This window comes from Pseudomonas sp. PH1b (assembly GCF_000633395.1).
Classification (GTDB): Bacteria; Pseudomonadota; Gammaproteobacteria; order Pseudomonadales; family Pseudomonadaceae; genus Aquipseudomonas.
Window position 1 is genome coordinate 322,332 of record NZ_AYMU01000007.1, and the last position, 25,591, is coordinate 347,922.

Sequence of the window (25,591 nt, forward strand, 5' to 3'; positions counted from 1 at the left end):
AGTTCTGGAAAATGTAGTGGCAATGACAAAATAATCGGTTTTTTGTAGTGATATGTAGTGCCAAAACCGGGCAGTGTTACGGAGGGTTACAGACAACGCCCGCGCCGCATCAAAAAATTGACGCTGCTGGAAGCCGCGTATTTGCTGGGTTCTAGCGCGGCGTTATTTTTTTGCAAGGGCTTTTGTTACGTTCCGCACGACAGGCGCGCATTGCTACGCAGGGGACTCGGCGGCATAATGTAGCCCCTTTTTTCTGCCCCTACATGTGGAAGGTTCCCGTGACTCAGAAGCCCGACCAGTGTCTTGGTGAATGGATCGACCGTGAAGCACTCGCAGAAGCGATGATTCCGCTTATCGGTCAGCTCTACCGCAATAACAATGTGGTGAGCTCGATCTATGGCCGCAGCCTGATCAACCAGTCTGTCATCGCGATTCTCAAAGCCCACCGCTTTGCTCGCCACCGTTCCTCCGACGACAGCGAACTCTCCGTCCACGAAACATTCCCACTGCTCAAGGCCATGAGCGAGCTCAAGCTCGGCGCGGCTTCGGTAGATTTGGGCAAGTTGGCATTCAAATTCCGCAACGAAGGCAACGGCCGCACCGCCGAGCAGTTCGTGCGTGAAGAAATGGCTGACGTGGTTGGCCAGCAAAATGCTTCGGCCCGCAAAGGCACTGACGTTGTACTGTACGGCTTCGGTCGTATCGGCCGTCTGCTGGCGCGCATCCTGATCGAGAAAACCGGTGGTGGCGACGGCCTGCGCCTGCGTGCCATTGTCGTGCGCAAGGGCGCCGAGAATGACCTGACCAAGCGCGCCAGCCTGCTGCGTCGCGATTCGGTACATGGTTCGTTCAACGGCACCATCACCATCGACGAAGAAAACAACACCATCACCGCCAACGGTAACCTGATCCAGGTGATCTACGCGAAGAACCCGACCGAGGTGGATTACACCCAGTACGGCATCAAAGACGCGCTGCTGGTGGACAACACCGGTGTATGGCGTGATGCCGACGGCCTGGGCCAGCACCTGGCCTGCCCGGGTATCGACCGCGTTGTTCTGACTGCGCCTGGCAAGGGCAAGCTGAAGAACATCGTTCACGGTATCAACCACGCCGAAATCACCGCTGACGACAAGATCGTGTCCGCTGCTTCCTGCACCACCAACGCCATCGTGCCGGTGCTGAAGGCTGTGAATGACAAGTTCGGCATCGTCAACGGTCACGTCGAAACCGTTCACTCGTACACCAACGACCAGAACCTGATCGACAACTTCCACAAGGGCGATCGCCGTGGCCGTAGCGCCGCGCTGAACATGGTGATCACCGAGACCGGTGCTGCCACCGCTGCCGCCAAGGCTCTGCCTGAGCTGGCCGGCAAGCTGACCGGTAACGCGATCCGTGTTCCGACGCCGAACGTGTCGATGGCGATTCTCAACCTCAACCTTGAGAAAGCGGCTACCCGTGAAGAGATGAACGAGTACCTGCGCTACATGGCGCTGCACTCCGATCTGCACAAGCAGATCGACTTCGTCAATTCCCAGGAAGTGGTTTCCACCGACTTCGTCGGTTCGCGCCACGCCGGTGTGGTCGACGCTGAAGCGACCATCACCCAGGACAACCGCGTTGTTCTGTACGTCTGGTACGACAACGAGTTTGGTTACAGCTGCCAGGTTGTGCGCGTGATGGAAGACATGGCTGGGGTCAACCCGCCAGCGTTCCCGCGCTAAGCGACTGCTGCAATGAAAACGCCCCGACTTGTCGGGGCGTTTTTGTTTGTGGCTTGCGCCGGCAAGCCAAGTCGGCGCAATCCCGTAGGAGCTGGCTTGCCAGCGAAGCTTTTGTCTCAGGCGCCGCGCGCTGTTGCCGCTTGCGCAGTACGCAGTTCGTGGCGATTACCGCGGAACAGCACCAGGGTGGCGATCAGCCCCAGCACCGCCGCGCCACTAAGCCAGATGCCCGGAGCCGCCTGATTGCCCAGCACGTGGATCAGGTAGGTACAGGCTGCCGGGGTAAAGCCGCCGAAGGTCGCGGTGGCCAGGCTGTAGGCCAGGGAGAAACCCGTGGTGCGCACTTCCACCGGCATGATTTCAGTCAGGGCCACCACCATCGCACCGTTGTACGAGCCATAAAGGAAGGACAGCCACAGCTCGACGATCAGCAGATGGCTGAAGCTGGGGTTGGCCACCAGCCAGGACAGGGCGGGGTAGGCAGTGAAGATCGCCAGGATGGTCGCCCCCAGCAGCAGCGGCTTGCGGCCGATCTTGTCCGACAGCGAACCCATGACCGGCAGCCAGAAGAAGTTCGACAGGCCGATGCACACGGTCACCAACAGGGCGTCGAAATCCGACAGGTGCAGTTCGGCCTTGCCGAAGGTCGGGGTGTAGGCAGTGATCAGGTAGAAGGACACCGTGGTCATCACCACCAGGGCCATACCGGCAATGACGATGCCGAAGTTCTGGCCGATGGAGCGAACGATTTCCGAAAGCGAGGGGCGATGCTTGCGAGCCTGGAACTCCGGGGTTTCCTCCAGGGAACGACGGATCATGAAGATCGCCGGCACGATCATGCAGCCCACCAGGAAGGGCACGCGCCAGCCCCAGTCACCCATCTGCTCGGGGCTCAGCCAGTGGTTCAGGCCTACGCCCAGCAGGCCGGCGAAGACCACGGCGGCCTGTTGGCTCGCCGACTGCCAACTGACGAAGAAGCCCTTGCGGCCCGGGGTCGAGATCTCGGCCAGGTACACCGACACGCCGCCCAGCTCCACGCCGGCCGAGAAGCCCTGCAGCAAGCGGCCCAGCAGTACCAGGAGTGGTGCGGCAACGCCGAGGGTGGCGTAACCCGGTACGCAGGCAATCAGTACCGTGCCCGCGGCCATCAGTGCCAGGGTGATGATCAGGCCCTGGCGGCGGCCGTGGCGGTCAATGTAGGCACCGAGGAAGATCGCCCCCAGGGGGCGCATCAGGAAGCCGGCGCCGAAGGTCGCCAGGGACAGCATCAGCGAGGCGAAGGCGCTGTCGGCAGGGAAGAAGGTCTTGGCAATCGCCGTGGCGTAGAAGCCGTAGACCATGAAGTCGAACATCTCGAGAAAGTTGCCGCTGACAACGCGAAAGATCGCCTTGCCTTTGCCCGTGGTCGTGGACATTTTTTTCACTCACTTTGGCTGTCTTGTTAGCAATCCCTGGTCGTTATGCGTCCCTTACTGCAAAGTCGGGGCTCGAGGCTGCACGCTGAACAGTTTTGTAACGATATGTGTATGAAAGCCATCCGGCAACAAAAACTCTTGGGGTGGCAGGGCGGCTCTAGATCAAGGTTCTGCCCGTAGCCAATGAGGTGGGACGCCGGGCAGGCGGCCTCCGCCTGTCGCATAATGGCCATTTGCACTGCCAGCTGGCCCAGCAGGGCGGTTGATCGGGAGGAACACCTTGTCGGGTAAGCAACGAATGCGATGGAGCGCTTTGTACACCGCGCTGGTGCTGTTGGCCGGTTGTGGTGGCGAGCGCCTGGAAAGCCTCTCCGGGCCGACCATGGGCAGCAGCTGGTCGGTGCAGTACGTGCGCCACGCCGATGGTCCGGCGGCGTCCCTGGTGCAGGTCGAGGTCGAGGGGATTCTGGCCGAGGTTGATCGGCAAATGTCCACCTACCGCAGTGATTCGGACATCGAGCGTTTCAATGCCTTGCCCGCCGACAGCTGCCAGCCGATGCCGGAACCGGTGCTGCAACTGGTGCGGGTCGGCGAGCAACTGTCCCGGGACAGCGATGGTGCGTTTGACCTGACGGTGGAACCGCTGCTGGATCTCTGGGGTTTTGGCCCTCAGGGGCGCGAGGAAAAGGTTCCCAGTGCCTCGGCCCTGGCCGAGGTGCGGCAGCGGGTAGGGCACGGTCACCTGCGTATCGAAGGGCAGGAACTGTGCAAGGACGCGCCGGTGGAGGTGGATTTCAACAGCATCGCCGCCGGTTATGCCGTGGATCGCATTGCCGTGCGGCTCACGCAACTGGGGATCGACAGTTTCCTCGCCGAAGCCACCGGCGAGCTCAAGGCGGTGGGCCGCAAGCCCGACGGCTCGCCCTGGCGCATTGCCCTGGAAGAACCACGGGATGACCAGCAGGTGGCCCAGCGGGTGATCGCCCTGGATGGTTATGGCGTTTCCACTTCCGGCGACTACCGTAATTACTTCGAGCAGGACGGCCAGCGCTACTCCCACACCTTCGATGCCCGGCTCGGCCAACCCATCACCCACACGCTGGCCTCGGTGACGGTGATTCATCCTTCGGCGCTGATGGCCGATGGTCTGTCGACGCTGTTGCTGATCCTCGGTCCGGAGGCGGGTTGGGACTATGCGGAAAAACACCGCATCGCCGGTTTTTTTGTGATGCGCAGCGCTACAGGTTTCGTCACACGCAGCAACCCGGCCTTCGATGCACTGCTGGCCGGGCAAAAACAATAACCTTGTGCGCTGTTGCGCAGCCTGTAGTGCAGGCAAAAGTAGCCTACGACGCGACCAAGGGTTAATGTGCGCGGCGTTGACGCTTCTATAGACTGTGCCCGGGTTCGTAACCGAGCCAAATTGATCCTTCATGCCGCCGGCCGCGGCATGATTTAGCCGGAGATGCCAGAAGGGCATCTCGGCCTGTTCTGAGGAGTACGCATGGCTGTCTACAACTACGACGTAGTGGTGCTGGGCTCAGGCCCCGCTGGAGAAGGTGCGGCGATGAACGCCGCGAAAGCAGGACGCAAAGTGGCGATGGTCGATAGCCGTCGCCAGGTCGGCGGCAACTGCACCCACCTGGGTACCATTCCGTCCAAGGCCCTGCGTCACTCGGTCCGGCAGATCATGCAGTTCAACACCAACCCGATGTTCCGGGCGATTGGCGAGCCGCGCTGGTTCTCTTTCCCGGACGTGCTCAAGAGCGCCGAGAAGGTCATCTCCAAGCAAGTGGCCTCGCGTACCGGCTACTACGCCCGCAACCGGGTCGACGTGTTCTTCGGCACGGGCAGCTTCGCCGACGAGCAGACCGTGGAAGTGGTCTGCGCCAACGGCGTGGTGGAAAAACTGGTGGCCAAGCACATCATCATCGCCACCGGCTCGCGCCCGTATCGCCCGGCGGACATCGATTTCGGTCACCCGCGTATCTACGATAGCGACACCATCCTCAGCCTCGGCCACACCCCGCGCAAACTCATCGTTTACGGCGCCGGGGTGATCGGTTGCGAATACGCCTCGATCTTCAGCGGTCTGGGGGTGCTGGTGGAACTGGTGGACAACCGCGGCCAGTTGCTCAGCTTCCTGGATTCGGAAATCTCCCAGGCCCTGAGCTACCACTTCAGCAACAACAACATCACCGTGCGCCATAACGAGGAATACGACCGCGTTGAAGGTGTGGACAACGGGGTGATCCTGCATCTGAAGTCCGGCAAGAAGATCAAGGCCGACGCCTTGCTCTGGTGCAACGGCCGTACCGGCAACACCGACAAGCTGGGCATGGAGAACATCGGGGTCAAGGTCAACAGCCGTGGCCAGATCGAGGTCGACGAGAACTATCGCACCTGCGTGCCGAACATCTACGGCGCCGGTGACGTGATCGGCTGGCCGAGCCTGGCCAGTGCCGCCCACGACCAGGGGCGCTCGGCCGCTGGCAGCATTGTCGATAACGGCAGCTGGCGTTTCGTCAACGACGTACCGACCGGGATCTACACCATTCCCGAGATCAGTTCGATCGGCAAGAACGAGCAGGAACTGACCCAGGCCAAGGTGCCTTACGAAGTGGGCAAGGCGTTCTTCAAGGGCATGGCCCGGGCGCAGATCGCCGGCGAGCCGCAAGGCATGCTGAAGATCCTGTTCCACCGGGAAACCCTGGAAGTCCTCGGCGTGCATTGCTTCGGCTACCAGGCTTCGGAGATCGTGCACATCGGCCAGGCGATCATGAGCCAGCCGGGCGAGCTCAACACCCTGAAGTACTTCGTCAACACCACCTTCAACTACCCGACCATGGCCGAAGCCTATCGGGTAGCCGCGTACGACGGCCTCAACCGGCTTTTTTGAGCGGCTCCGGCCGGTGGCCTGAGCCGGCCGGGGAGACCGATTTCAGTAATTCTCGAGGGTGGCGCTGGCCAAACCGGGAAAGTCTGTAATCAGGCTATCTACGCCGAAGTCGGCGAGTCTGCGCATCAGCGCGGGCTCGTTGACTGTCCATACCGACACATGCAAGCCCTGACGCTGCGCCCGTTGCAGCCGTTCCGGGGTGCACAGGGTCCAGTTCAACGCCAGAATCTCGCAGCCATAGCTCTGGGCGACCTTCAACGGGTCGAGCCAGGCGTACTCGGCTACCAGTCCGCGGGACAGGTCCGGCGTCAGCTCCACCGCGGCCTTCAAGACTTCCCGGGAGCTTGAGGTCACGGTGACCTTGTCCAGCAGGCCGAAACGCTGGGCCATTTCCCTGATGGCCAGCACCGTGGTCGCGGCGCGGGTGCGCGAGGCGCTCTTGACCTCCAGCTGCCAGTGCTCGAAGTCGCATTTCTCGAACAGCTCTTCCAGGCGTGGGATCGGGCAGGGGCTGACCCAGCCCGGGCCACCCTTGCGCGCGTCGTAGGTCACCAGTTCGGCGGCGCTATGTTCCACCACCTTGCCGCGCCGGTCGGTGGTGCGCTTGAGAGTCGGGTCGTGAATCACCATCAGCTCGCCGTCCATGGACAGATGCAGGTCGAGCTCGCAGCGGCGTACGCCGTGCTTGAGGCATTCCTGAAAGCTGGTCAGGGTGTTTTCCGGTGCTTCGCCTTTAGCGCCACGATGGCCATAGATCAGGGTCACAATTGCTCCTTCACGGATGTTGTTCCTTTAGAGAGGGTCGGGCGTGCTGTTCAGCCGGCGGCCGGGTCGCTCTGTTCCCGGGCCAGGCGTCGCTGCTGCGCCTGTTTTTGCAGGATATAGCGCGCCAGCAACTGGCGCTGGGCGTCGGTCAATGCTTCGAACTCGGTGCCGACTTCGAAGGTGCCGAAGCTCTGGGGTTCGCAATGGGTGACCTTGGCCCGCAGCAGCAGGCCCAGGGCCTGAGGCATCAGCAGCAATTTCACCGCCAGGTGGCTGCCGCTGGGGTAGCTCTGGTGGTGGCTGAACTCGATGCCGCCTTCGGAGAGGACCACTCGTTGCGGTTCGCCGAATTTGCCGAGCACGGTCTGCGCCACCACCTGGCCCAGCAGGTCGATGCGCTTGTTCATCGCCTTGAGGTAGCTGGCCAGGGTGCGGTCACGCTCGCTGACCTGGCGCAGCAGGTGCTGGGATTCGAATTCGCTCAGGTGCAGTTCGCTGAGCAGATTGAACAGCGGCGACTCATCCTGCAACACTTCCTTGCTCGCCGCGTCGTGGGCGGACAGGGGGCTAATTTCCAGTGCGATCGTGTCCTCGATACGGTAGTATTCGCGGCGATCTTCTTCATCTAATGTCGACATGGCGAACCCATGGTAGAGGCAGTGGTCTGAGTGTAAAGCTGCTTACCAGGCCCCGCCACAAGGACGTCTTCTTTTCCTCCGAACAAGCCCCGACATGTTCAGACCTCTGTTTGCTTTTATCGGCACGCGTTATACCCGTGCAAAGCGTCGCAATCATTTTGTGTCATTCATTTCCCTGACCTCGATGATCGGACTCGCCCTTGGCGTGATCGTGATGATCGTCGTGCTGTCGGTGATGAACGGCTTCGATCATGAAATGCGCACCCGCGTGCTGGGCATGGTGCCCCACGCCACCATCGAAGCCGGTGAACCCATCAGCGACTGGCAAAGCCTGGCCGACAAGGTCAAGCAGAACCCGAAAGTGCTGGCGGTGGCGCCCTTCACCCAGATGCAGGGCCTGCTGACCAACAAGGGGCAGGTGCAGAAGGTGCTGCTCAATGCCATCGATCCGGCCAAGGAGCGAGAGGTGTCGATCATTGACCACTTCATGCAGCAAGGTCAGCTGGATGCCCTGGCGCCCGGCAGCTTCGGCATCGTCATCGGTGACAAGGCGGCGGCCAAGCTGGGTGTAGTCCTGGGCGACAAACTGACCTTCGTCGCGCCTGAAGTCACGGTGACCCCGGCCGGCATGTTCCCGCGGATGAAGCGCTTTACCGTAGTGGGCATCTTCCACGTCGGCGCCGGAGAGATCGACGGCTACCTGGGCCTGACCAACCTTGAAGACTTGGGGCGCCTGCATCGCTGGAAGCCGGACCAGGTCCAGGGGCTGCGGTTGAAGTTCGACGACCTGTTCCAGGCACCGCGCACGGCCTGGGAAATCGCCCAGCAGTTGGGCGAGAACCACTATTACGCCCGCGACTGGACCCGTACCCACGGCAACCTGTACCAGGCCATCCGCATGGAAAAAGCCATGATCGGCCTGTTGCTGCTGCTGATCGTCGCGGTGGCCGCCTTCAACATCATCTCGACCCTGGTGATGGTGGTGAACGACAAGAAGGGCGACATCGCCATTCTTCGCACCCTGGGCGCCACGCCGGGCACCATCATGGCGATCTTCATGGTCCAGGGTACGGTGATCGGGGTGGTCGGTACCTTGATCGGTGCCGTACTGGGGATGCTTGCGGCACTGAACGTCAGTGCGGCGATCTCCGCCCTCGAAGGCCTGATCGGGCACAAATTCCTCAACGCCGACGTGTACTTCATCGACTACCTGCCCTCGCAACTGATGGCCGAGGACGTGTTGATGGTCTGCGGCGCGGCGCTGGTCCTGAGTTTCCTCGCCACCTTGTATCCAGCCTGGCGTGCGGCGCGCACCCAGCCTGCGGAGGCGCTACGTTATGAGTGAGTTGGGCATGAGTGAAAAAGCAATCCTGAGCTGCCGTGACCTGGGCAAGGCCTATGACGAAGGCCCGGAATCGGTGGTGGTCCTGTCCGGTCTGCAACTGGAGCTGCACCCGGGTGAGCGAGTAGCCATCGTCGGTACTTCCGGTTCGGGTAAAAGTACCTTGCTCAACTTGCTGGGCGGCCTGGACACCCCGTCCAAGGGCAGCGTCTGGCTGGCCGGCGAAGAGCTTTCGGCCCTGGGTGAGAAAGCCCGTGGCCAGTTGCGCAATCGCTCCCTGGGCTTCGTCTACCAGTTCCACCACCTGCTGCCGGAGTTCACCGCCCTGGAGAACGTCTGCATGCCCCTGCTGATCGGCCGCACGCCGATCCCCGAGGCCCGCCAGCGCGCCACCGCCTTGCTCGAGCGGGTGGGCCTTGGTCATCGCCTGGAGCACAAGCCGTCCGAGCTGTCCGGTGGCGAGCGCCAGCGTGTAGCCATCGCCCGGGCCCTGGTGAACAAGCCGGGCTTGGTGATGCTCGACGAACCTACCGGCAACCTCGACTCCCACACCGCCCAGGGCATCCAGGACCTGATGCTGGAACTCAGCACTTCGATGCGCACCGCCTTCCTGGTGGTGACCCACGACATGAACCTGGCCCGGCAGATGGACCGCGTACTGCACCTGCAAGAAGGTCACCTGGTCGCGATCTGATGCGGCCGCACGCGGCGCCGGGGATTTATTCGCCGGCGCCGGGTCATTAATTTTTCCAGGGTGCCTTGCCCATGTTCAGACCTTTATCGATCTTTATCGGCACGCGCTACACCCGCGCCAAGCGGCGCAATCGTTTTGTCTCGTTCATTTCCATGACCTCGATGATCGGCCTCGCCCTGGGCGTACTGGCGATGATCGTGGTGTTGTCGGTGATGAACGGTTTCCAACGGGAAATGAGCTCGCGGATCCTCGGCATGGTGCCTCACGCGACCATCGTTGGGGTCAATCCCATTGACGACTGGCAGCCGGTGGCCGCAGCGGCCTTGAAAAACCCGGAAGTCACCGCAGCGGTGCCCTTCACCGAGATGGAAGGCATGCTTTCCTACAAGGGGGCGATGCAGCCGATCCAGATCAGCGGCATCGATCCGGCCCAGGAAGGCAAGGTGTCGATCGTGGCCCAGCATATCGTTCAGGGCAGTCTGCAGGACCTGAAACCCGGCGAGTTCGGGGTGGTGCTTGGCGAGATCACCGCCCGGCGCTTTCGCCTCAACGTCGGTGACAAGCTGACCCTGATCGTGCCCGAGGTGAGCAGTGCTCCGGGCGGCATCACCCCGCGGATGCAGCGTCTGAACGTGGTCGGGGTGTTCAAGGTGGGTGCCGAGCTGGACGGCTCCATGGGCCTGATCCATGTGGCCGATGCGGCAGAGATGCAGCACTGGCAGCCGAACCAGGTGCAGAGCGTGCGCCTGGCGGTCAAGGACCTGTATGCCGCGCCAAAGGTTTCGGCGGACATTGCCAAGGGGCTGGGAGCGGGTTTCCGCGCCGATGACTGGACTCACACCCAGGGCAGCCTGTTCAGCGCCATGAAGATGGAAAAGACCATGATCGGCCTGCTGCTGCTGATGATTGTTGCGGTGGCGGCGTTCAACATCATCGCCACCCTGATCATGGTGGTGAACGACAAGGGCGCGGACATCGCGATCCTGCGCACCATCGGCGCGACACCGCGGCAGATCATGGCGATCTTCATGGTCCAGGGCACGGTGATCGGTATCGTCGGCACGCTGATTGGCGGAGTGCTGGGGGTGATCGCCGCGTTGAACGTGAGTGAACTGGTGGGCTGGCTGGAGAGGATCAGCGGGCAGCAGATCTTCAGTTCCGACGTGTACTTCGTCAGCAACCTGCCTTCCGAGCTGCAGGGCGGCGACGTGGCTTTGATCTGCGGCGCCGGGTTTGTCCTCAGCTTCCTGGCCACGGTGTATCCGGCCTGGCGCGCGTCCAAGGTCGAACCGGCGCACGCGCTGCGGTACTCGTAAGGCACAAGGCCGGCCGGCTCCTGTTGCGGGAGCCGGCCGGCCTTATTCTTTCCCTGGCAACTCGATCACGAAGCGGGTCCAGCCCGAGCCTGATTCGCAACCAATCTGCCCACCATGGGCGCGAATGATCGATTGGGTGATCGCCAGGCCCAATCCTGCATGTTCATGGCTGCCTTCATGTCGCGCCGGGTCTACGCGGTAGAAGCGGTCGAACAATCGTGGCAGCAGTTCCTGTGCAATGCCCTCGCCGGTGTTTTCAATCCTCAGGCTCAAGCCCGCGGGGCGTTGGCTGATTAGCACCTTGACCGAGCCGCCAGCAGGGGTGAAGCGCAAGGCATTGTCCAGCAGGTTGGACAGCGCCCGGCGCAGCATGCCGCGATCTCCGGCGAATCTGCCGTTGCCTTCCCGGCTCAGGCTGATGTTCGCGTCTTCCGCCAGGGGGCCATAGAACTCCAGCAGCATGTCGGTCTCCTGGGCCAGCTCCAGGGCTTCGCGCCGGGGTGTCAGCAGGCCGTGGTCGGCCTTGGCCAGGTACAGCATGTCGTTGACCAGTTGCGCCATCCATTGCAGCTCTTCGAGGTTGCTGTGCAGGGCTTCGCGGTAATCCTCGATCGGCCGCGGGCGGGTCAGGGTGACCTGGGTGTGGGTCAGTAGGTTCGACAGCGGCGTGCGCAATTCATGGGCAATGTCGGCGGAAAAGGCCGAGAGGCGCTGGAACGACTCTTCCAGGCGGCCGAGCATGGCGTTGAAGCTGCTGGCCAGTTCCGCCAGCTCCACGGGCATCTGCTCCTGGGGCAGGCGCTGGGTCAGGGAGCTGGCGGAGATGCTGGCGGCAACCGCGCTCATGCTCCGTAGCGGACGCAGGCCGCTGCGGGCGGCCCAGGCGCCGAGCAGGGCCGTGGCCAGGGCCGAGAGGCCCACGGTGAGCCAGATCAGGTGCTGCATGCGCTGCAGAAAGTGCTGGTGATGGGTGATGTCGAGTATCAGGGTCAATTGCGCCGAGTCGGTCTGGCCGGGAGTCAGTTGCGCGCTGTAGATCCGGTAGGCGGTGCCGGCCTGTTCCAGGCTGTGCAGCCCGGCGGCGGCAGGCAGCGAGGCGGGCAGGGCAGGGGCAGAATTGAACCAGACCTGGCCATCGGCACCGCTGATCCGCAGCGTCAGGTCCGGCTGGTGGCTCAACTCATCCAGTAGGCGGGCCTGGTCGCGAGGGAAGTCACTGGCCGTGGTGACATTCTGCAGGGCGCTGCGCAGGGCAATCAGTTTACCGTCCAGCAATTGCTGGTCCAGTTCGATGAAGTGAGCTTCGCTGGCCCGGCTGAACAGCACTCCGGCCAAGAGCGAAACCACCGCGGTACAGGCGGCAAACAGCAGCGCCAGGCGCCCGCTCAGGGACAGGCGAGGCATCAGGCCTGGCGCTCTTCGAGCACGTAGCCCATGCCGCGTACCGTATGGATCAACTTGTTGGGGTAATCGTCATCGATCTTCAGGCGTAGGCGGCGGATCGCCACTTCGATGACATTGGTATCACTGTCGAAGTTCATGTCCCAGACCTGGGAGGCGATCAGCGACTTGGGCAGGACTTCGCCCTGGCGGCGCAGGAGCATTTCCAGCAGGGCGAATTCCTTGGCGGTCAGGTCGATGCGCTGGCCGCTGCGTTCGACCCGGCGGCGAATCAGGTCCAGACGCAGGTCGCCCAACTGCAGACTGGTTTCCTGGGCAACCGCGCTGCCTCGGCGCAGCAGGCTGCGGACCCGGGCCAGCAGTTCGGAAAAAGCGAAGGGTTTGACCAGGTAATCGTCGGCTCCCAATTCCAGCCCATGGACCCGGTCTTCCACTGCGTCACGGGCGGTGAGAAACAGCACCGGCATGTCCAGGCCGGCGCTGCGTACCGCTTGCAGAATCTGCCAGCCGTTGCGACCCGGGAGCATCACGTCGAGAATGAGCAGCGCGTAGTCGCCGCTCAGGGCCAGGTGCTGGCCAGTGCTGCCGTCCGCTACCAGCTCGGCATTGAAGCCGGCCTCGCTCAGGCCCTGGCGCAAATATTGGCCGGTTTTCGGTTGGTCTTCGACGATCAGCAGCTTCATGACAGGACTCGTGGCATCTGGAACCCGGGCTTTATACCGTGCAGTCCCCCGGGACAGGCCAAACTGACAAAGTTGTAATCTGATTGTCAGCTGGCTGGCAGCGGCAGGTTCTAGAGTGTGCCACAGGCTGAATCCTGATCTTGTTGGAGTCTGATGATGAATGTGCAAAACCTGTTGTTGCAAAGCCGCTCGATCCTCGGCGGCTGCCTGCTGCTGTTGAGCGCGCCGCTCTGGGCTTCGCCGGCGGCCTCCTATGATTTCGGCCAGCCGGCACCAGCGGCCAAGGCCACTCGCAGTATCGAAGTGGTGATGGGCGACATGACCTTCCGCCCCGAGTCTCTGGAGGTCAAGGCCGGCGAGACTGTACGTTTCGTCCTGATCAACAAGGGGCAGTTGTTGCATGAGTTCAACCTGGGCGATGCGGCGATGCATGCCGAGCATCAGCAGGAGATGCTCAAGATGCAGCAGAGCGGCATGCTCACCCCGACTGCAGTCAAGGACATGGCGGCCGGCGGCATGGATCATTCGGCCATGGGGCATGGCTCGATGGCGGGCATGGCGCATGGCGCGGGAATGAAGCATGACGATCCCAACAGCGTGCTGGTGGAGCCGGGCAAGCAGGCCGAGCTGACCTGGACCTTCAGCAAAGGCGGCAGCCTGGAGTTTGCCTGTAACATTCCCGGGCACTATCAGGCGGGGATGGTTGGCAAGCTGACGGTCACCCCGTAGGCATCCGGGGCTCAAAGGCGGGAGCAAAGGCTGATAGAATCCGCTGATTCTTCAGTCAGGTTTCCGCCATGCATCCCGCAGCCGAACATTCGCCGCTGGGCAAGTCCAGTGAATACGTCTCCACTTACACCCCGTCCTTGCTGTTCCCGATTCCGCGGGCCGCCAAGTGGGCCGAACTGGGCTTGAGCGCCGATACCCTGCCTTATAAAGGTGTGGACTACTGGAACTGCTTCGAGCTGTCCTGGCTGCTGCCTTCGGGCAAGCCGGTGGTGGCCATCGGTGAGTTCAGCATTCCCGCCGATTCGCCGAACATCATCGAGTCCAAATCCTTCAAGCTGTACCTCAACTCCCTGAACCAGACGCCGTTCGCTGATTGGGCGACGCTTGAGGCAACCTTGCGCGACGACCTGTCGGCCGCCGCAGGCAAGCCAGTGGGCGTGCGCATTCGCAGCCTGGGTGAGGTCGAGGCGCAAGGCGTGGTGGCGTTGCCCGGCGTTTGTATCGATGAGCTGGATATCAGCGTCGACAGCTATGAGCATCCCCGTCCGGAACTGCTGCGTTGCGATGCTTCACGCACCGTGGAGGAGAGCGTGCACAGCCACCTGCTCAAGTCCAACTGCCCGGTGACCAGCCAGCCGGACTGGGGCAGCGTGGTGGTCGAGTACCGCGGCGCGGCGCTGGATCACGCCAGCCTGCTGGCCTACCTGGTGAGTTTCCGCCAGCATTCGGACTTTCACGAACAGTGCGTGGAGCGGATCTTTCTCGATCTGCAGCGCTTGCTCAAGCCGGAGAAGCTCACGGTCTATGCTCGTTACGTGCGCCGCGGCGGGCTGGATATCAACCCTTACCGCAGCACTGAAACGACGCAGTTCGCCAACCAGCGCCTGGTACGCCAGTAAGCAAAAGCCCCGCTCATTGAGCGGGGCTTTTGTTTTGTCGCGGGGAACAACACGCGGTCAGATACCGATGTTGCCCAGGGTCTGGACGATATTGCGCAAGGTGCCGGCGATGGCCGGGTGTTCCAGTTCGAAGCGCTCCACAGCCAGGTTGACGCCGTCGGCGAGGCTGCTGTCGTGGGTGCTGGTCTCCAGCTTGAGTTGCAACTCGATCTGCTGCATCAGTTCCTGAAGATTGGCGCGTTCGGCTGCCGAAAGCGGTGGGTTCTGCTCCAATTGCTCGCGCAGGGTGTCGAGTTGTTCTTGCAGTTCGCGGGCAGGCATGGCGTTCTCCCTTTATTGATAGGCACAGGGATGGACCGTGAATGTGCGTCAAAGGTCCATGCCCACGGCTTAGAGTAATCCAGTCCCGGGCGTAGTGCATGATCCTGATCAATAGGCTTATGTCAGGGTTTTTCACCCTTGAAGCGGCGCAGTTCGATGTCCGCCAGGCAGGTACCCAGATCGCCCAGGTGATCGATGACCGAATGCACCCCCAAACCGAAGAGCTGCATGGTCGCCTTGCCGCGCTTGAGCTCGCGCTCGTGCTGGCTCAGGGCCTGCCATTCGCCGGGAGTCATGCCGCACAGAGAGCCGCAGGAGGCCAGGCCGATGGTCCAGAGGCCGGCATTGAGCCCCGACTGCAGCAGTTGCGGCTCGCCACTGACCAGTACGCAACCGTCCAGGCGTGAGACTTCAAGGGCCATCAGCGCTTGCCAGCAAGCATCGGGTGCGGGCCAGGGGCTGGGCACAGCAGGCGCTGGCTGGATCCACTCCGGCAGGGTTGCGGCGAGGTGACGACTGCTGGCGGGCGGCAGTTGCTCCAGCCAGGCGCAGGGAATGCCTCGCTGTTGCAGATGGTGCAAGGTATCCAGGGCACCGGGGGTGGCGAGGGCCTGTTCCGGGCTGGGGGGCAGTGTGGCTTGCCGGCGCGTTCGTGCGCCGAAATCCACCAGGCAGCCACTGAGGCCGAAGAGCACGGCGGTCAATGGGCGTGCGGGCTGGGCTATGGCATCGGCGTGGGGCATATCAACGTCCCTGAAATAGCTCAAGAGGCTAGCGGACAAAGATGACATGGGGGTGACAGCGAGGTGAATACCCTGCCCATTGAGGTACCTGGGTCGCATCGGGCTTGTTGCAATGCTGCCTAAACCGGCATATCCGATTTATACTCCTGAGCTTACCCTCAGGGCATAGCCCCACGAGAGAACAATCCAAGGAGTTTCCTGCTATGCGCTGGAGCCGTTATCTAGTTCCGCTATGTATGAGTGCCGGTGTGACGCTGGCTCCCTTTGCCGCCCAGGCGGCGGAAGAGGATCCGTGGGAAAGCGTCAACCGTCCGATCTTCACCTTCAACGACACGCTTGATACGTATGCTCTCAAGCCATTGGCCCAAGGCTACCAGGCTGTCACGCCACAGTTTCTTGAAGACGGCATCCACAACATGTTTCGCAACATCGGTGACGTCGGCAATCTGGCCAACGATATCCTCCAGGCCAAGCCGGGTGCAGCCGGTGTCGATACCGCGCGCCTGCTGATGAACACCACCCTGGGCCTGGCCGGCTTTTTCGATGTCGGCACCAAGATGGGCCTGCAGCGCAACGATGAAGACTTCGGCCAGACTCTCGGCTACTGGGGTGTGGGCAGTGGCCCTTACGTGATGCTGCCGTTTCTCGGCCCAAGCACCCTGCGTGACGCACCGGCCAAGTATGTCGACAGCTATACCGAACCCTACCGTTACATGAACGACATTCCCGCGCGCAACATCACCATGGGCGTGGACATCGTCGATACTCGCGCCAGCTTGCTGTCGGCAGACAAGCTGATCCGCGGCGACAAATACACCTTCATTCGCAATGCCTATCTGCAAAATCGCGAATTCAAGGTTAAGGACGGCAAGGTCGAAGACGATTTTTGATCGTATTGCTCTCCAGCAGAAACTGAAAAGGCGGCCAGATGGCCGCCTTTTTTCATGGGATCCGAGTTTTACTTCATCTTAAGGATTGTAAGCCCAAGTTTCTGGCCGCCGCCCTCCAGCGGATTGACCCAGACCACTTCCGTCTCCGCTTCCAGTCCCTTCAGGGCGGCATGCTCCGAATCGATCCTGACACTCAGCAGGTCGCCGACCTGGAACGAGCGGGGTGCCTGAACCTGCATGCCGCTGCTGGAAAGATCGATGCAGACGGCTTCGACCACCTGGCCCTGGTGGATCAGCGTGACCTCGGCATCCACCCGCATCCGGATGTAATCGCGCTTTTCATCGTAGTCACGCTGGTTTTGATTCATGGGTTCCATCCTGCGATTGAGTTGCGGTTTTAGCGGTTTTTATAACTCCCGGTGATTTGCGGTGTAAAGACGTCAGGCGACCATCGGCATGAGCTTGAAACGCCCCGCGGATGGGAGTACCGTCTGCGCCTTAGAAGGGCACCTCTGATGATCGGGCGTGCAGGGCTCAAGGTCCTGGCGCCACTTGCAGAGTGGCTAGAAAGCGAATCCAGTAGCGTGCGCCAGGCCCCGGCCAAGCCACCTACCCCAACCTAATTCTGGCGCCGTTTGCCCACATGCAAAAAACCAGTGCCACGCTGCTGATAATCGATGACGACGAAGTAGTGCGCGCGAGTCTCGCGGCCTATTTGGAAGACAGTGGCTTCAGCGTACTGCAGGCTGCCAATGGCCAGCAGGGTCTTCAGGTATTCGAGCGCGACAACCCCGATCTGGTGATCTGCGATCTGCGCATGCCGCAGATGGGCGGTCTCGAGCTTATCCGTCAAGTGACCGAAATGTCCCCGCAAACCCCGGTGATCGTGGTTTCGGGCGCGGGCGTGATGAACGACGCCGTCGAGGCCCTGCGCCTGGGGGCTGCGGACTACCTGATCAAGCCGTTGGAAGACCTGGCAGTGCTCGAGCATTCGGTGCGCCGGGCCCTGGATCGTGCGCGCCTGTTGCTGGAAAACCAGCGCTATCGGGAGAAGCTGGAAGCCGCCAACCGTGAGCTCGAGGCCAGCCTCAATCTGCTTCAGGAAGACCAGAACGCCGGCCGCCAGGTGCAGATGAACATGTTGCCGACCAGCCCCTGGTCGATCGACGAATTCAACTTTGCTCACCAGATCATCCCGTCGTTGTACCTGTCGGGGGATTTTGTCGACTATTTCCGTGTCGACGAACGCCGGGTCGCCTTCTATCTGGCGGATGTTTCCGGCCATGGCGCGTCTTCGGCCTTTGTCACCGTACTGTTGAAGTTCATGACCACGCGCCTGCTGTTCGAATCCAAGCGCAACGGCACATTGCCGGAATTCAAGCCTTCGGAAGTACTGGGCCATATCAACCGTGGCCTGATCAGCTGTAAGCTGGGCAAACACGTCACGATGGTCGGTGGAGTCATCGACGAGGAGACAGGTTTGTTGACTTATAGCATTGGCGGGCACTTGCCGTTGCCGGTGTTGTACACGCCAGACAATGTAAGTTATCTGGAAGGGCGTGGTTTGCCAGTGGGCCTGTTCGGCGAGGCGACCTATGAAGACCACATCCTGGAGTTGCCGCCGGTGTTCAGCCTGACGCTGATGTCCGACGGTATTCTGGACCTTTTGCCCGAACCTACACTCAAAGAAAAAGAAGCAGCCTTGCCTGAGCGGGTGAGAGCAGCGGGCGGTAGCCTGGATGGCCTGCGGCAAGTTTTTGGATTGGCCACGCTAGGGGAGATGCCGGATGATATCGCCCTGTTAGTGTTGAGCAGGAACCTTCAATGAGTACCGGTAGAATCCAGTTCGCCGAGCAGGATGGCACTTTCGTCCTGAAGTTCGTCGGTGAAGTGCGCCTGACCTTGTGTTCGGCGCTGGATGCGACTATTGAGCGAATTTTTACAGCGCTGAATTTCTCGGCAATCGTCATCGACCTGACTGAAACCCGCAGCATCGACAGCACCACCCTGGGCCTGCTGGCCAAGTTGTCGATCCTGTCGCGGCAGAAAATCGGCCTGTTGCCAACCGTCGTCACCACCCATGAGGACATTACCCGGTTGTTGCAGTCGATGGGCTTCGATCAGGTGTTCAACATCGTCGATCGCCCGATTCCCTGCCCGGAGTGTCTGACCGACCTGCCGTCCCAGGACCAGTCGGAAGAAGTGGTACGGGTCAAGGTCCTGGAGGCCCACAAGATCCTCATGGGCCTCAACGACTCCAACCGTGAAGCCTTCCATGACCTGGTGAATGCCCTGGAACGCCCCTGACCGGCTGACCCACAGCGCATAAAAAAGGGCGAACCCTCATGGGTTCGCCCTTTTTGCATTGGCGTTTGCCCGTCAGAGCTTGGCGGCCAGCAGGGCTTCGAGTTTCTCCTGGTCGCGGGCGAACTGGCGAATGCCCTCGGCCAGTTTCTCAGTGGCCATGGCGTCTTCGTTGGAGGCCCAGCGGAACTGCGATTCATTCAGGCTCTGGCGGGGTTCACCGGTCTTGCCCGGGCTCAGCTTGCGTTCCAGCTTGCCGGTGTCGGCGGCCAGTTTCTCGATCAGGTCCGGGCTGATGGTCAGACGGTCGCAACCGGCCAGTTGCTCGATCTGGTTCAGATTGCGGAAGCTGGCACCCATGACCACGGTCTTGTAGTCATTGGCCTTGTAGTAGTTGTAGATACGGGTGACCGACTGTACGCCCGGATCATCGGCGCCGGTGTAGTCGTTGCCATTGGCCTTCTTGTACCAGTCGTAGATCCGGCCGACGAAGGGCGAGATCAGGAACACCCCGGCTTCGGCGCAGGCAACGGCCTGGGCGAAGGAGAACAGCAGGGTCAGGTTGGTCTGGATGCCTTCGCGCTCCAGTTTTTCGGCCGCGCGGATGCCTTCCCAGGTTGAGGCGATCTTGATCAGTACCCGATCACGGCCTACGCCGGCCTTTTCATACAGCTCGATCAGGCGATGAGCACGCTTGAGCATGGCATCGGTGTCGAACGACAGGCGGGCGTCCACCTCGGTGGAAATACGGCCTGGAATGACCTTGAGAATCTCCTGGCCGACGGCAACGCCAAAACGATCGCTGGCCAGGCCGACATCGCCTTTGCAGTCGCTGACGCAGGCATTTAGCAAGTCGGCATAACCTGGAATGGCCGCGGCCTTGAGCAGCAGCGAAGGGTTGGTGGTGGCATCCACCGGCTTGACCCGGGCGATGGCGTCGAAGTCGCCGGTATCGGCCACCACGGTGGTGATTTTCTTCAGTTGTTCCAGCTTGGAAGTCATGAGCGTGCTCTGTCCTATGGGTCTGATGACATTACCCGAGCGCCGCCAGGCGCTCAAGGGCGCGGAATGCTTACTACGGCCCCAAAGGCAACGACCTGAAAACAGGCGTTTGAATGCTGGGGCGCCATCCAGATAGATAGGATGTCAAAAGCCGGATCAGGTTCAACCCGGCTGACGGTTAGCGCCCTTCAAGCAACTGTCCGGCCTGATCCAGCAGGGCCAGTGGGTCCTTGGTCTTGTGAATATCCACCGACAGCAGCTGGCGGAACTTGCGCGCGCCCGGGAAGCCGGTGCCCAGCCCCAGCACATGGCGAGTAATGTGGTGCATGGCACCGCCGGAAGCCAGGTGCTCGGCGATATAGGGCCGCAGTTGGGCCAGGGCCTGGGCCCTGGAAATCACGGGCGCGGTGCTGCCAAACAGTTGCTGGTCAACGTCGGCCAGCAGATAGGGGTTGTGATAGGCCTCGCGCCCGAGCATCACCCCATCGAAGGTCTGCAGGTGCTCGTGACAGGCCTCGAGCGTCTTGATTCCACCATTGAGGATGATCTCCAGCTGCGCAAAGTCAGCCTTCAATTGCGCCGCCACGTCGTAGCGCAGCGGTGGAATATCGCGGTTTTCCTTGGGGGACAGACCTTCGAGGATGGCGATCCGTGCATGTACGGTAAAACTGGTGCAGCCCGCTTCATGGACCTGGCCGACGAAATCGCAGAGTTCGGCATAACTGTCACGCCCATTGATCCCGATCCGATGCTTGACCGTCACCGGGATAGACACCGCATCGCGCATCGCCTTCACGCAGTCGGCCACCAGCGCCGGGTGTGCCATCAGGCAGGCACCGATCATGTTGTTCTGTACCCGGTCACTGGGACAGCCGACATTGAGGTTGACCTCGTCGTAGCCGTGTTCCTGGGCCATGCGGGCGCAGGTCGCCAGGTCCGCCGGAGTACTGCCGCCCAGTTGCAGTGCCAGAGGGTGCTCGGACTGGTGATAACGCAGAAAACGTTCGTGATCGCCATTGAGCAAGGCCCCAGTGGTGACCATCTCGGTATAGAGCAGGGTGTGCTTGGACAGCAAGCGCAGGAAATAGCGGCAGTGACGGTCCGTCCAATCCATCATCGGCGCGACAGAAAACCTCCTAGATACCGAATTTGCTTGGGGTGCTAGGTTTTCTGCGGGTTTCGTCGACATTTCCTATTTTCTCTTTTACTACTGTTTCACACCGTTTTTGCTTATTTCTGAGAGGTCGTTGCTACAATGTAGCAACTCAAATCAGTCATGTAGCAAAATCATGGGCTCTATCACCGTTCGCAAGCGCAAGGATGGCTCTGCAGCGTACACCGCACAGATCCGCATCATGCAAAAGGGCGTCACAGTTTATCAGGAAAGCCAGACGTTCGACCGCAAGGCTACGGCGCAAGCGTGGATTAGAAAGCGCGAGGCCGAGCTGCACGAGCCCGGAGCTATTGAGAAGGCCAGCAGGGGCGGCGTCTCCATTAAAGAGATGATTGATCAGTACCTTAAGCAGTATGAAAAACTGCGGCCGCTTGGAAAGACCAAGCGCGCAACACTCAATGCGATTAAAGAGTCATGGCTTGGCGAAGTGACCGATGCCGAGTTGACCAGTCAGAAGCTGGTCGAATATGCGGTTTGGCGCATGGAGACTTTCGGCATCCAGGCGCAGACTGTTGGTAACGACCTTGCCCACCTTGGGGCGGTGCTTTCAGTCGCCAGGCCGGCCTGGGGCTATGACGTAGACCCTCATGCAATGTCGGATGCGCGGAAGGTGCTGCGGAAAATGGGCGCTGTCAGCAGAAGCCGCGAGCGCAACCGGCGGCCGACCCTGGACGAACTTGATCGAATCCTGACGTACTTTGAGCAGATGCGTGATCGCCGTCGGCAAGAGATCGATATGCTGAGGGTAATCGTGTTTGCGCTGTTTTCTACCCGGCGACAGGAAGAGATCACGCGCATTCGTTGGGATGCGCTTAATGATAAGGAACAGTCCGCCCTGGTTACTGACATGAAGAACCCGGGACAGAAGTATGGGAACGACGTCTGGTGCAACATGCCTATCGAGGCCTGGCGCGTTCTACAGTCAATGCCTCGGGTGGCTGATGAGGTGTTTCCCTACAATGCGCGCTCGATCTCGGCATCTTTCACTCGGGCCTGCAATTTCCTGGAGATTGATGATCTGCATTTCCATGACTTGCGTCACGATGGCGTAAGCCGGTTGTTTGAAATGGGGTGGGATATCCCGAAGGTGGCCAGCGTATCCGGCCACCGGGATTGGAACTCGATGCGGCGCTATACGCACCTTAGAGGGAATGGCGATCCATATACCGGGTGGTCATGGGTCGAAAAGGTGATAGCGGGCCCCGTGATCGAGGCCCAAATGCGGGTTAAGAGACGCGCCGTAAGCCGCGCCCCATGAGCTTGTCATGCTCGCTCTTTGCCTTGGCATGTTGCGCATCGAGGTAGGCCGCCAAGTCATTTAGGTGTACCCCTCGGGCAGCCTTCTGGCTGGATTCTATGCAAACAAGCGGTAGGTTGATCTCGCCCCTGGCTACCTTGCCCTTCATCTTCTCGGGTGTCAGGTGGCAGAAGTAATCGAGGCAGACGCGCTCAAGGGGGATAATCACCTGGCCGCCATATTGGGCCATAAGTAGGAAGGAAGTATTCATTGCTTACCTCCCAGGGCGCTGGCCAGAATTTCGTCGAACTCCTCGATGGCGAGGGGCTGTGGCGGCTTGCCAGGGTGAAACTGAGTATGTACCCACTTGATGCCCTGGTAGGTGACGGCGACATGTATGTCACCGACGATTAGCTGGCAGGGCTTGCCACTTGCAGCGGCGTCTTCCATCGCTTCCCGTAATTTTGAGTAGTAAGTCACGGGCATGATCAGGTGAGCCGTTGACTTCCTTCCTTCTGCGAAATAAGCCTGTATCGCATCACCATAATGCGTGTCTGGATTGTCTAGCACTTCTTCTAGCAGTCGTTCGGCGTAGCGAAGTCGAAGGGCGGCAGGCTCTTTGTTCCTGTTGTCGCAGGCCTGTAGGAGTTGTTTGCAGTTGCACAGAGGGTTACGGCTCATGCTGCACCTCCTACTTGTTGCCCGGGCATGCTAAAGGCAATGGCTAGCGGACGAACCCACACCGGGACGCTGCTAAGCGTAAATGTTTCGCCCATTTCGTTAAGCATCAGCGTGCTAAGCATCACGTCGGCAATGGCCTTGCCGGCCTTGCGTGGAACAGCGTTCCCGATGCGTTCGCGCCAGGCGCCGTCGTTGTTGCCGTGCAGCACGAAGGGTTTGCCGACCGGCTCCAGGGCGCCAGTTTCCTGGTTCGGTTGCCACATGTCCTCGGGGTCGAACATGGATTGCAGCGCGGCCAGTTCTAGCGTGGTGAATGGTCTGTTCCAGGTGTTCGATGGGCTACGGATGACGCACGCCAAGCGGTCGTTGGCCGCCGGCATGCGCGTGTCAGCGACGGACCAGCGGCCATTGTCGTGGCGAGCGTTCGCCGAAACTGCGCCTGCGCTGCCGCCCCATTCGACAACCCCGTAATGTCCACCGGTGAGGTAGGCGTCGCCCTTCTTGCGATTGAGGACGCGAGGATCTGCGACGGACTGCCAGCCGCCTTGCACGCCCTTGCCGCCGGCGATGATGGTGCCGGCGGTACTGTCGAACGGCACCACTCGATAGTTATTGGAATGGCGTTTCCAGTTCGGGCGTGGATCCGCCACGCTGAACGTGCCCTGACCCGGGCTACGCTGACCGGTCACGACCCCGCAATGCCTTTCCCATGGAACCACGCCGAACTGCGCGTACTCGGCCGAGCTGGTGGGGCGCGGATCTGCTACCGAGTAGTTGCCGTTGGTGGGTGTGTTGCGGCCGGCAATGACGCCGGTTGCATCTTCCCAACGATTGACGCCGAGGTATCCCGCTCGGTACTCCGGAACGATCAGGAAGTCTCGCAGGAACCCGTCCTCAACGTTCAGGCGGTTCAGTGAGCGCCAGTCTTTCCCGGGCTCCACAAGTGCAAGGCGTACCCAGGTTTTCCAGTGCAGGGCGGGCACGCGGTGCATGGGGCCTGCCAGTTCGATATCGCCCGCCAGGGGCATGCGTCCGAGGATCTCTCCGACACCGCGCAGGCGATGCTGTTGCGGTTGGTACAGGAACGCCCGGACCTTCTCGATATGACGGGCCACCAGCAAGAAGCGCTTGCGGCTTTGAGCCAGGCCGGCGATTTCCCCGCAGTCGTGGACCGTCTCGTTTACCGCGTAGCCGTAGTGTGCAAACAGCTTAACGATCTGGTCGAGGAGGTGCCGGCCGCGTGACGCAAGGCGAGGGACGTTCTCGAACACAATCAAGCTGACGGGGTTATGTTGCCAGGCTTCAAGCATGAGCCAGACGCAACGAAGGGTCAGTTCATTAAGGGCCTGGTACTTGGGTGTCAGGCTCATTGACTCCGGCAGCAAGCCACTGGCGCCTTTGCAGGGGCTGGAAATGAATACGGCGTCCGGATCTTCGTTCCCGGCGGCGCGGCGAATGTCTTCGGCGGTGGCCTCGATCCAGCCTGCAGGTGGTTCCGTCCCGTGGAAGGCGGTGTACTGCTCGCGGGTGAACAGATCCCGGAGCGTACCTTTCACGCCTGTGAGGTTTTCGAAGTCGGCCAAACCGGCGGGGTCAACGTCAACCCCGCCCAGGCAGCGCCAGTTGCCGAGCATTTGGGCGATCTGCAGTGAACTGTCGTTGAATCCCGCAGCACCTGAGCCCAGGCCGCAGCAGAACCCGAAGTGGGTATAGGTACGTTTAGCGAGCATGATTCCCTCCTTGGTCGTTCTTGTCCGCATGCTCGGCCATGTAGCCCGGCAGATGCGTATACCCCTCGACAAGCTGCGCGGGCGGGCGAATCTGAGCGATCAGCGTTGCATCAGGGTTGGCTGCCTCGCGCAGCTTTTCGTGGGGTGTAAGTGCCTCGGTGGTGCTGCTGCAAAGAGCAATAATGCCTGCTGCTGTGCAGCAGAGGCTGTTGTTTACAGGCGCGGCGATCCTGCTGGCGTTGCAGAGCAAAGCGGCCTGGTTCTGGTGGTGGATCTGTTCGGCCTGCATGCCGCTTTTCTCTGGCGTCTCGATCTTGTGGCGATCCATCACGCGACCTCCTTGGCCAGGTCGGCCAGTAATAGCGCGTTGTCGGTGTTCTTCTGCAACCGGCGGAAAGCCTCGCTGCCGATCAGGGTCTTTACCTGCCGTTCAAACTCTTTCCGGTAGCGGGTCTGGGCGCGCAGTTCAGCGTTGGCTTTCTGGTGCTGCTGGTGCAGCTCGCCGGCCGCCTGTGGTGTGAGGCGTAGCATTACAGGTGGGCGGCTCATGCGGCTTTCTCCTGCTCGGCTGGCTGGAGTAGGGCGGCCATGGCCAGTAACTGGTCCCGCTGGATGTGGGCGTTTCTCTCTAGGCCCTTGCAGGTGCGGAAAGCGCTGAACGCTCCGGCCGCTACGCGCAGTGTTTCGGCGATGCAGAGCAACTGCTGCCGGTCCTGTTCTCCGAGCTGTGAAGCGTCCCGGGCTCGCTTGTAGTGGTCATAGAGTTTTTGGTAATGCTCCTGGGCCTGCTCAAGCTGCAGTTGCTTCTCGCGCAGGGCTTCGGTGCTGTCCGCGTGTTGGATTGCCTTGCCTTCTTCAATGCCGTCGTTGCGACCATCAATGAGTCCGCCTCGATAGCCGGTCCAGTAGAGAATGGCGGCTGCAATGATGATGCCGATCAGTGCGCAGATTTGTATGTAAGTCATGTGGTTTACTCCTTGGGTGGTGTGCCGCTTGGCTGG

General features: G+C 61.1%; 28 protein-coding genes. 12 read left to right on the plus strand and 16 right to left on the minus strand.

The annotated features are described in order from the left end of the window. Positions 1-263: 263 nt before the first annotated feature. Entirely contained in the window at positions 264-1,727 is a 1,464-nt protein-coding gene (locus U873_RS0114040; RefSeq protein ID WP_025128856.1) for a glyceraldehyde-3-phosphate dehydrogenase, read from the plus strand. A gap of 116 nt (positions 1,728-1,843) precedes the next feature. Here the strand turns inward: U873_RS0114040 and U873_RS0114045 are convergent, their stop codons facing one another. Beyond that, entirely contained in the window at positions 1,844-3,142 is a 1,299-nt protein-coding gene (locus U873_RS0114045) for an MFS transporter (RefSeq protein WP_025128857.1), read from the minus strand. Positions 3,143-3,440: 298 nt separating this feature from the next. On the opposite strand from U873_RS0114045, the gene U873_RS0114050 reads away from it, so the two are divergent. Both U873_RS0114050 and sthA read left to right on the plus strand, forming a co-directional pair. Next, positions 3,441-4,445, plus strand: a complete 1,005-nt coding sequence (locus U873_RS0114050) for an FAD:protein FMN transferase (RefSeq protein ID WP_029978393.1) — start codon at positions 3,441-3,443, stop codon at positions 4,443-4,445. A gap of 201 nt (positions 4,446-4,646) precedes the next feature. Further along, entirely contained in the window at positions 4,647-6,041 is a 1,395-nt protein-coding gene (gene sthA / locus U873_RS0114055; protein WP_025128859.1) for a Si-specific NAD(P)(+) transhydrogenase, read from the plus strand. A gap of 42 nt (positions 6,042-6,083) precedes the next feature. Here the strand turns inward: sthA and U873_RS0114060 are convergent, their stop codons facing one another. Both U873_RS0114060 and U873_RS0114065 read right to left on the minus strand, forming a co-directional pair. After that, the gene (locus U873_RS0114060) at positions 6,084-6,806 is read right to left on the minus strand and encodes a glycerophosphodiester phosphodiesterase family protein (RefSeq protein ID WP_016967735.1); all 723 of its coding nucleotides are present in this window, start codon (positions 6,804-6,806) and stop codon (positions 6,084-6,086) included. 50 nt (positions 6,807-6,856) lie between these two features. Beyond that, the gene (locus U873_RS0114065) at positions 6,857-7,444 is read right to left on the minus strand and encodes a PilZ domain-containing protein (protein ID WP_025128860.1); all 588 of its coding nucleotides are present in this window, start codon (positions 7,442-7,444) and stop codon (positions 6,857-6,859) included. Between the two features lie 94 nt (positions 7,445-7,538). Between U873_RS0114065 and U873_RS0114070 the strand changes: the two genes are divergently transcribed. The 3 genes from U873_RS0114070 to U873_RS0114080 all read left to right on the plus strand — a co-directional run bounded on the left by U873_RS0114070 (position 7,539) and on the right by U873_RS0114080 (position 10,796). Then, positions 7,539-8,789, plus strand: coding sequence for a lipoprotein-releasing ABC transporter permease subunit (locus U873_RS0114070; RefSeq protein WP_025128861.1), 1,251 nt, complete (start codon positions 7,539-7,541; stop codon positions 8,787-8,789). 7 nt (positions 8,790-8,796) lie between these two features. After that, positions 8,797-9,480, plus strand: a complete 684-nt coding sequence (lolD, locus tag U873_RS0114075) for a lipoprotein-releasing ABC transporter ATP-binding protein LolD (protein ID WP_177330269.1) — start codon at positions 8,797-8,799, stop codon at positions 9,478-9,480. 71 nt (positions 9,481-9,551) lie between these two features. Continuing rightward, on the plus strand, positions 9,552-10,796 hold the full coding sequence (locus tag U873_RS0114080) for a lipoprotein-releasing ABC transporter permease subunit (RefSeq protein ID WP_025128863.1): 1,245 nt from the start codon (positions 9,552-9,554) through the stop codon (positions 10,794-10,796). Positions 10,797-10,838: 42 nt separating this feature from the next. Here U873_RS0114080 and U873_RS0114085 read toward each other — a convergent pair whose 3' ends face one another. Both U873_RS0114085 and U873_RS0114090 read right to left on the minus strand, forming a co-directional pair. Next, positions 10,839-12,200: a heavy metal sensor histidine kinase gene (locus tag U873_RS0114085; protein WP_025128864.1), complete on the minus strand. Its 1,362-nt coding sequence runs from the start codon at positions 12,198-12,200 to the stop codon at positions 10,839-10,841. Further along, positions 12,200-12,880, minus strand: coding sequence for a heavy metal response regulator transcription factor (locus tag U873_RS0114090; RefSeq protein ID WP_025128865.1), 681 nt, complete (start codon positions 12,878-12,880; stop codon positions 12,200-12,202). Before U873_RS0114090 ends, U873_RS0114085 begins: the two co-directional genes overlap by 1 nt. 156 nt (positions 12,881-13,036) lie before the next feature. Here U873_RS0114090 and U873_RS0114095 point away from each other — a divergent pair, with 156 nt between their 5' ends. Together U873_RS0114095 and queF are read left to right on the plus strand one after the other, a co-directional pair. Further along, positions 13,037-13,609 (plus strand): plastocyanin/azurin family copper-binding protein, encoded by a 573-nt coding sequence (locus U873_RS0114095; RefSeq protein WP_043274544.1) that lies wholly within the window; start codon positions 13,037-13,039, stop codon positions 13,607-13,609. Positions 13,610-13,677: 68 nt separating this feature from the next. Further along, the gene (queF, locus tag U873_RS0114100; RefSeq protein WP_025128867.1) at positions 13,678-14,508 is read left to right on the plus strand and encodes an NADPH-dependent 7-cyano-7-deazaguanine reductase QueF; all 831 of its coding nucleotides are present in this window, start codon (positions 13,678-13,680) and stop codon (positions 14,506-14,508) included. Positions 14,509-14,565: 57 nt separating this feature from the next. On the opposite strand, the gene U873_RS0114105 is transcribed toward queF, so the two are convergent. Both U873_RS0114105 and U873_RS0114110 read right to left on the minus strand, forming a co-directional pair. Next, the gene (locus tag U873_RS0114105; RefSeq protein WP_025128868.1) at positions 14,566-14,829 is read right to left on the minus strand and encodes a DUF4404 family protein; all 264 of its coding nucleotides are present in this window, start codon (positions 14,827-14,829) and stop codon (positions 14,566-14,568) included. A 122-nt stretch (positions 14,830-14,951) separates the two neighbouring features. Beyond that, positions 14,952-15,572 carry a phosphatase gene (locus tag U873_RS0114110; RefSeq protein ID WP_025128869.1) on the minus strand — a complete coding sequence of 207 codons (621 nt, stop codon included), beginning with the start codon at positions 15,570-15,572 and terminating at the stop codon, positions 14,952-14,954. A gap of 236 nt (positions 15,573-15,808) precedes the next feature. On the opposite strand from U873_RS0114110, the gene U873_RS0114115 reads away from it, so the two are divergent. Further along, on the plus strand, positions 15,809-16,462 hold the full coding sequence (locus U873_RS0114115; protein ID WP_371261304.1) for a VacJ family lipoprotein: 654 nt from the start codon (positions 15,809-15,811) through the stop codon (positions 16,460-16,462). A 68-nt stretch (positions 16,463-16,530) separates the two neighbouring features. On the opposite strand, the gene U873_RS0114120 is transcribed toward U873_RS0114115, so the two are convergent. Beyond that, complete coding sequence (locus U873_RS0114120) at positions 16,531-16,830, minus strand: PilZ domain-containing protein (protein WP_025128871.1); 300 nt, start codon at positions 16,828-16,830, stop codon at positions 16,531-16,533. 275 nt (positions 16,831-17,105) lie between these two features. On the opposite strand from U873_RS0114120, the gene rssB reads away from it, so the two are divergent. Both rssB and rssC read left to right on the plus strand, forming a co-directional pair. Then, entirely contained in the window at positions 17,106-18,290 is a 1,185-nt protein-coding gene (gene rssB / locus U873_RS0114125) for a two-component system response regulator RssB (RefSeq protein ID WP_025128872.1), read from the plus strand. Further along, positions 18,287-18,769, plus strand: a complete 483-nt coding sequence (gene rssC, locus U873_RS0114130; RefSeq protein WP_025128873.1) for an anti-sigma factor antagonist RssC — start codon at positions 18,287-18,289, stop codon at positions 18,767-18,769. The genes rssB and rssC overlap by 4 nt, the downstream gene beginning before the upstream one ends. Positions 18,770-18,841: 72 nt before the next feature. On the opposite strand, the gene tal is transcribed toward rssC, so the two are convergent. Next, entirely contained in the window at positions 18,842-19,768 is a 927-nt protein-coding gene (gene tal / locus U873_RS0114135) for a transaldolase (RefSeq protein WP_025128874.1), read from the minus strand. A gap of 178 nt (positions 19,769-19,946) precedes the next feature. After that, positions 19,947-20,957 (minus strand): tRNA dihydrouridine(20/20a) synthase DusA, encoded by a 1,011-nt coding sequence (gene dusA / locus U873_RS0114140; RefSeq protein WP_025128875.1) that lies wholly within the window; start codon positions 20,955-20,957, stop codon positions 19,947-19,949. Between the two features lie 100 nt (positions 20,958-21,057). Between dusA and U873_RS0114145 the strand changes: the two genes are divergently transcribed. Further along, entirely contained in the window at positions 21,058-22,200 is a 1,143-nt protein-coding gene (locus U873_RS0114145; RefSeq protein WP_025128876.1) for a tyrosine-type recombinase/integrase, read from the plus strand. Here the strand turns inward: U873_RS0114145 and U873_RS0114150 are convergent. Genes U873_RS0114150 through U873_RS0114175 form a run of 6 tightly spaced genes read right to left on the minus strand, consistent with a single transcriptional unit; the run spans position 22,169 to position 25,555 of the window. Further along, on the minus strand, positions 22,169-22,450 hold the full coding sequence (locus tag U873_RS0114150; RefSeq protein ID WP_025128877.1) for a pyocin activator PrtN family protein: 282 nt from the start codon (positions 22,448-22,450) through the stop codon (positions 22,169-22,171). The genes U873_RS0114145 and U873_RS0114150 overlap by 32 nt on opposite strands. Beyond that, positions 22,447-22,860 (minus strand): hypothetical protein, encoded by a 414-nt coding sequence (locus U873_RS0114155; protein WP_025128878.1) that lies wholly within the window; start codon positions 22,858-22,860, stop codon positions 22,447-22,449. Before U873_RS0114155 ends, U873_RS0114150 begins: the two co-directional genes overlap by 4 nt. Beyond that, positions 22,857-24,590 (minus strand): DNA cytosine methyltransferase, encoded by a 1,734-nt coding sequence (locus U873_RS0114160; protein ID WP_025128879.1) that lies wholly within the window; start codon positions 24,588-24,590, stop codon positions 22,857-22,859. The genes U873_RS0114155 and U873_RS0114160 overlap by 4 nt, the downstream gene beginning before the upstream one ends. Continuing rightward, positions 24,580-24,918: a hypothetical protein gene (locus tag U873_RS0114165; RefSeq protein ID WP_256244339.1), complete on the minus strand. Its 339-nt coding sequence runs from the start codon at positions 24,916-24,918 to the stop codon at positions 24,580-24,582. Before U873_RS0114165 ends, U873_RS0114160 begins: the two co-directional genes overlap by 11 nt. After that, a complete protein-coding gene (locus U873_RS0114170; protein ID WP_025128881.1) occupies positions 24,918-25,139 on the minus strand; it encodes a hypothetical protein in 222 nt (73 codons plus the stop codon). The genes U873_RS0114165 and U873_RS0114170 overlap by 1 nt, the downstream gene beginning before the upstream one ends. Then, positions 25,136-25,555, minus strand: a complete 420-nt coding sequence (locus tag U873_RS0114175; RefSeq protein WP_025128882.1) for a hypothetical protein — start codon at positions 25,553-25,555, stop codon at positions 25,136-25,138. The genes U873_RS0114170 and U873_RS0114175 overlap by 4 nt, the downstream gene beginning before the upstream one ends. Positions 25,556-25,591 lie beyond the last annotated feature (36 nt).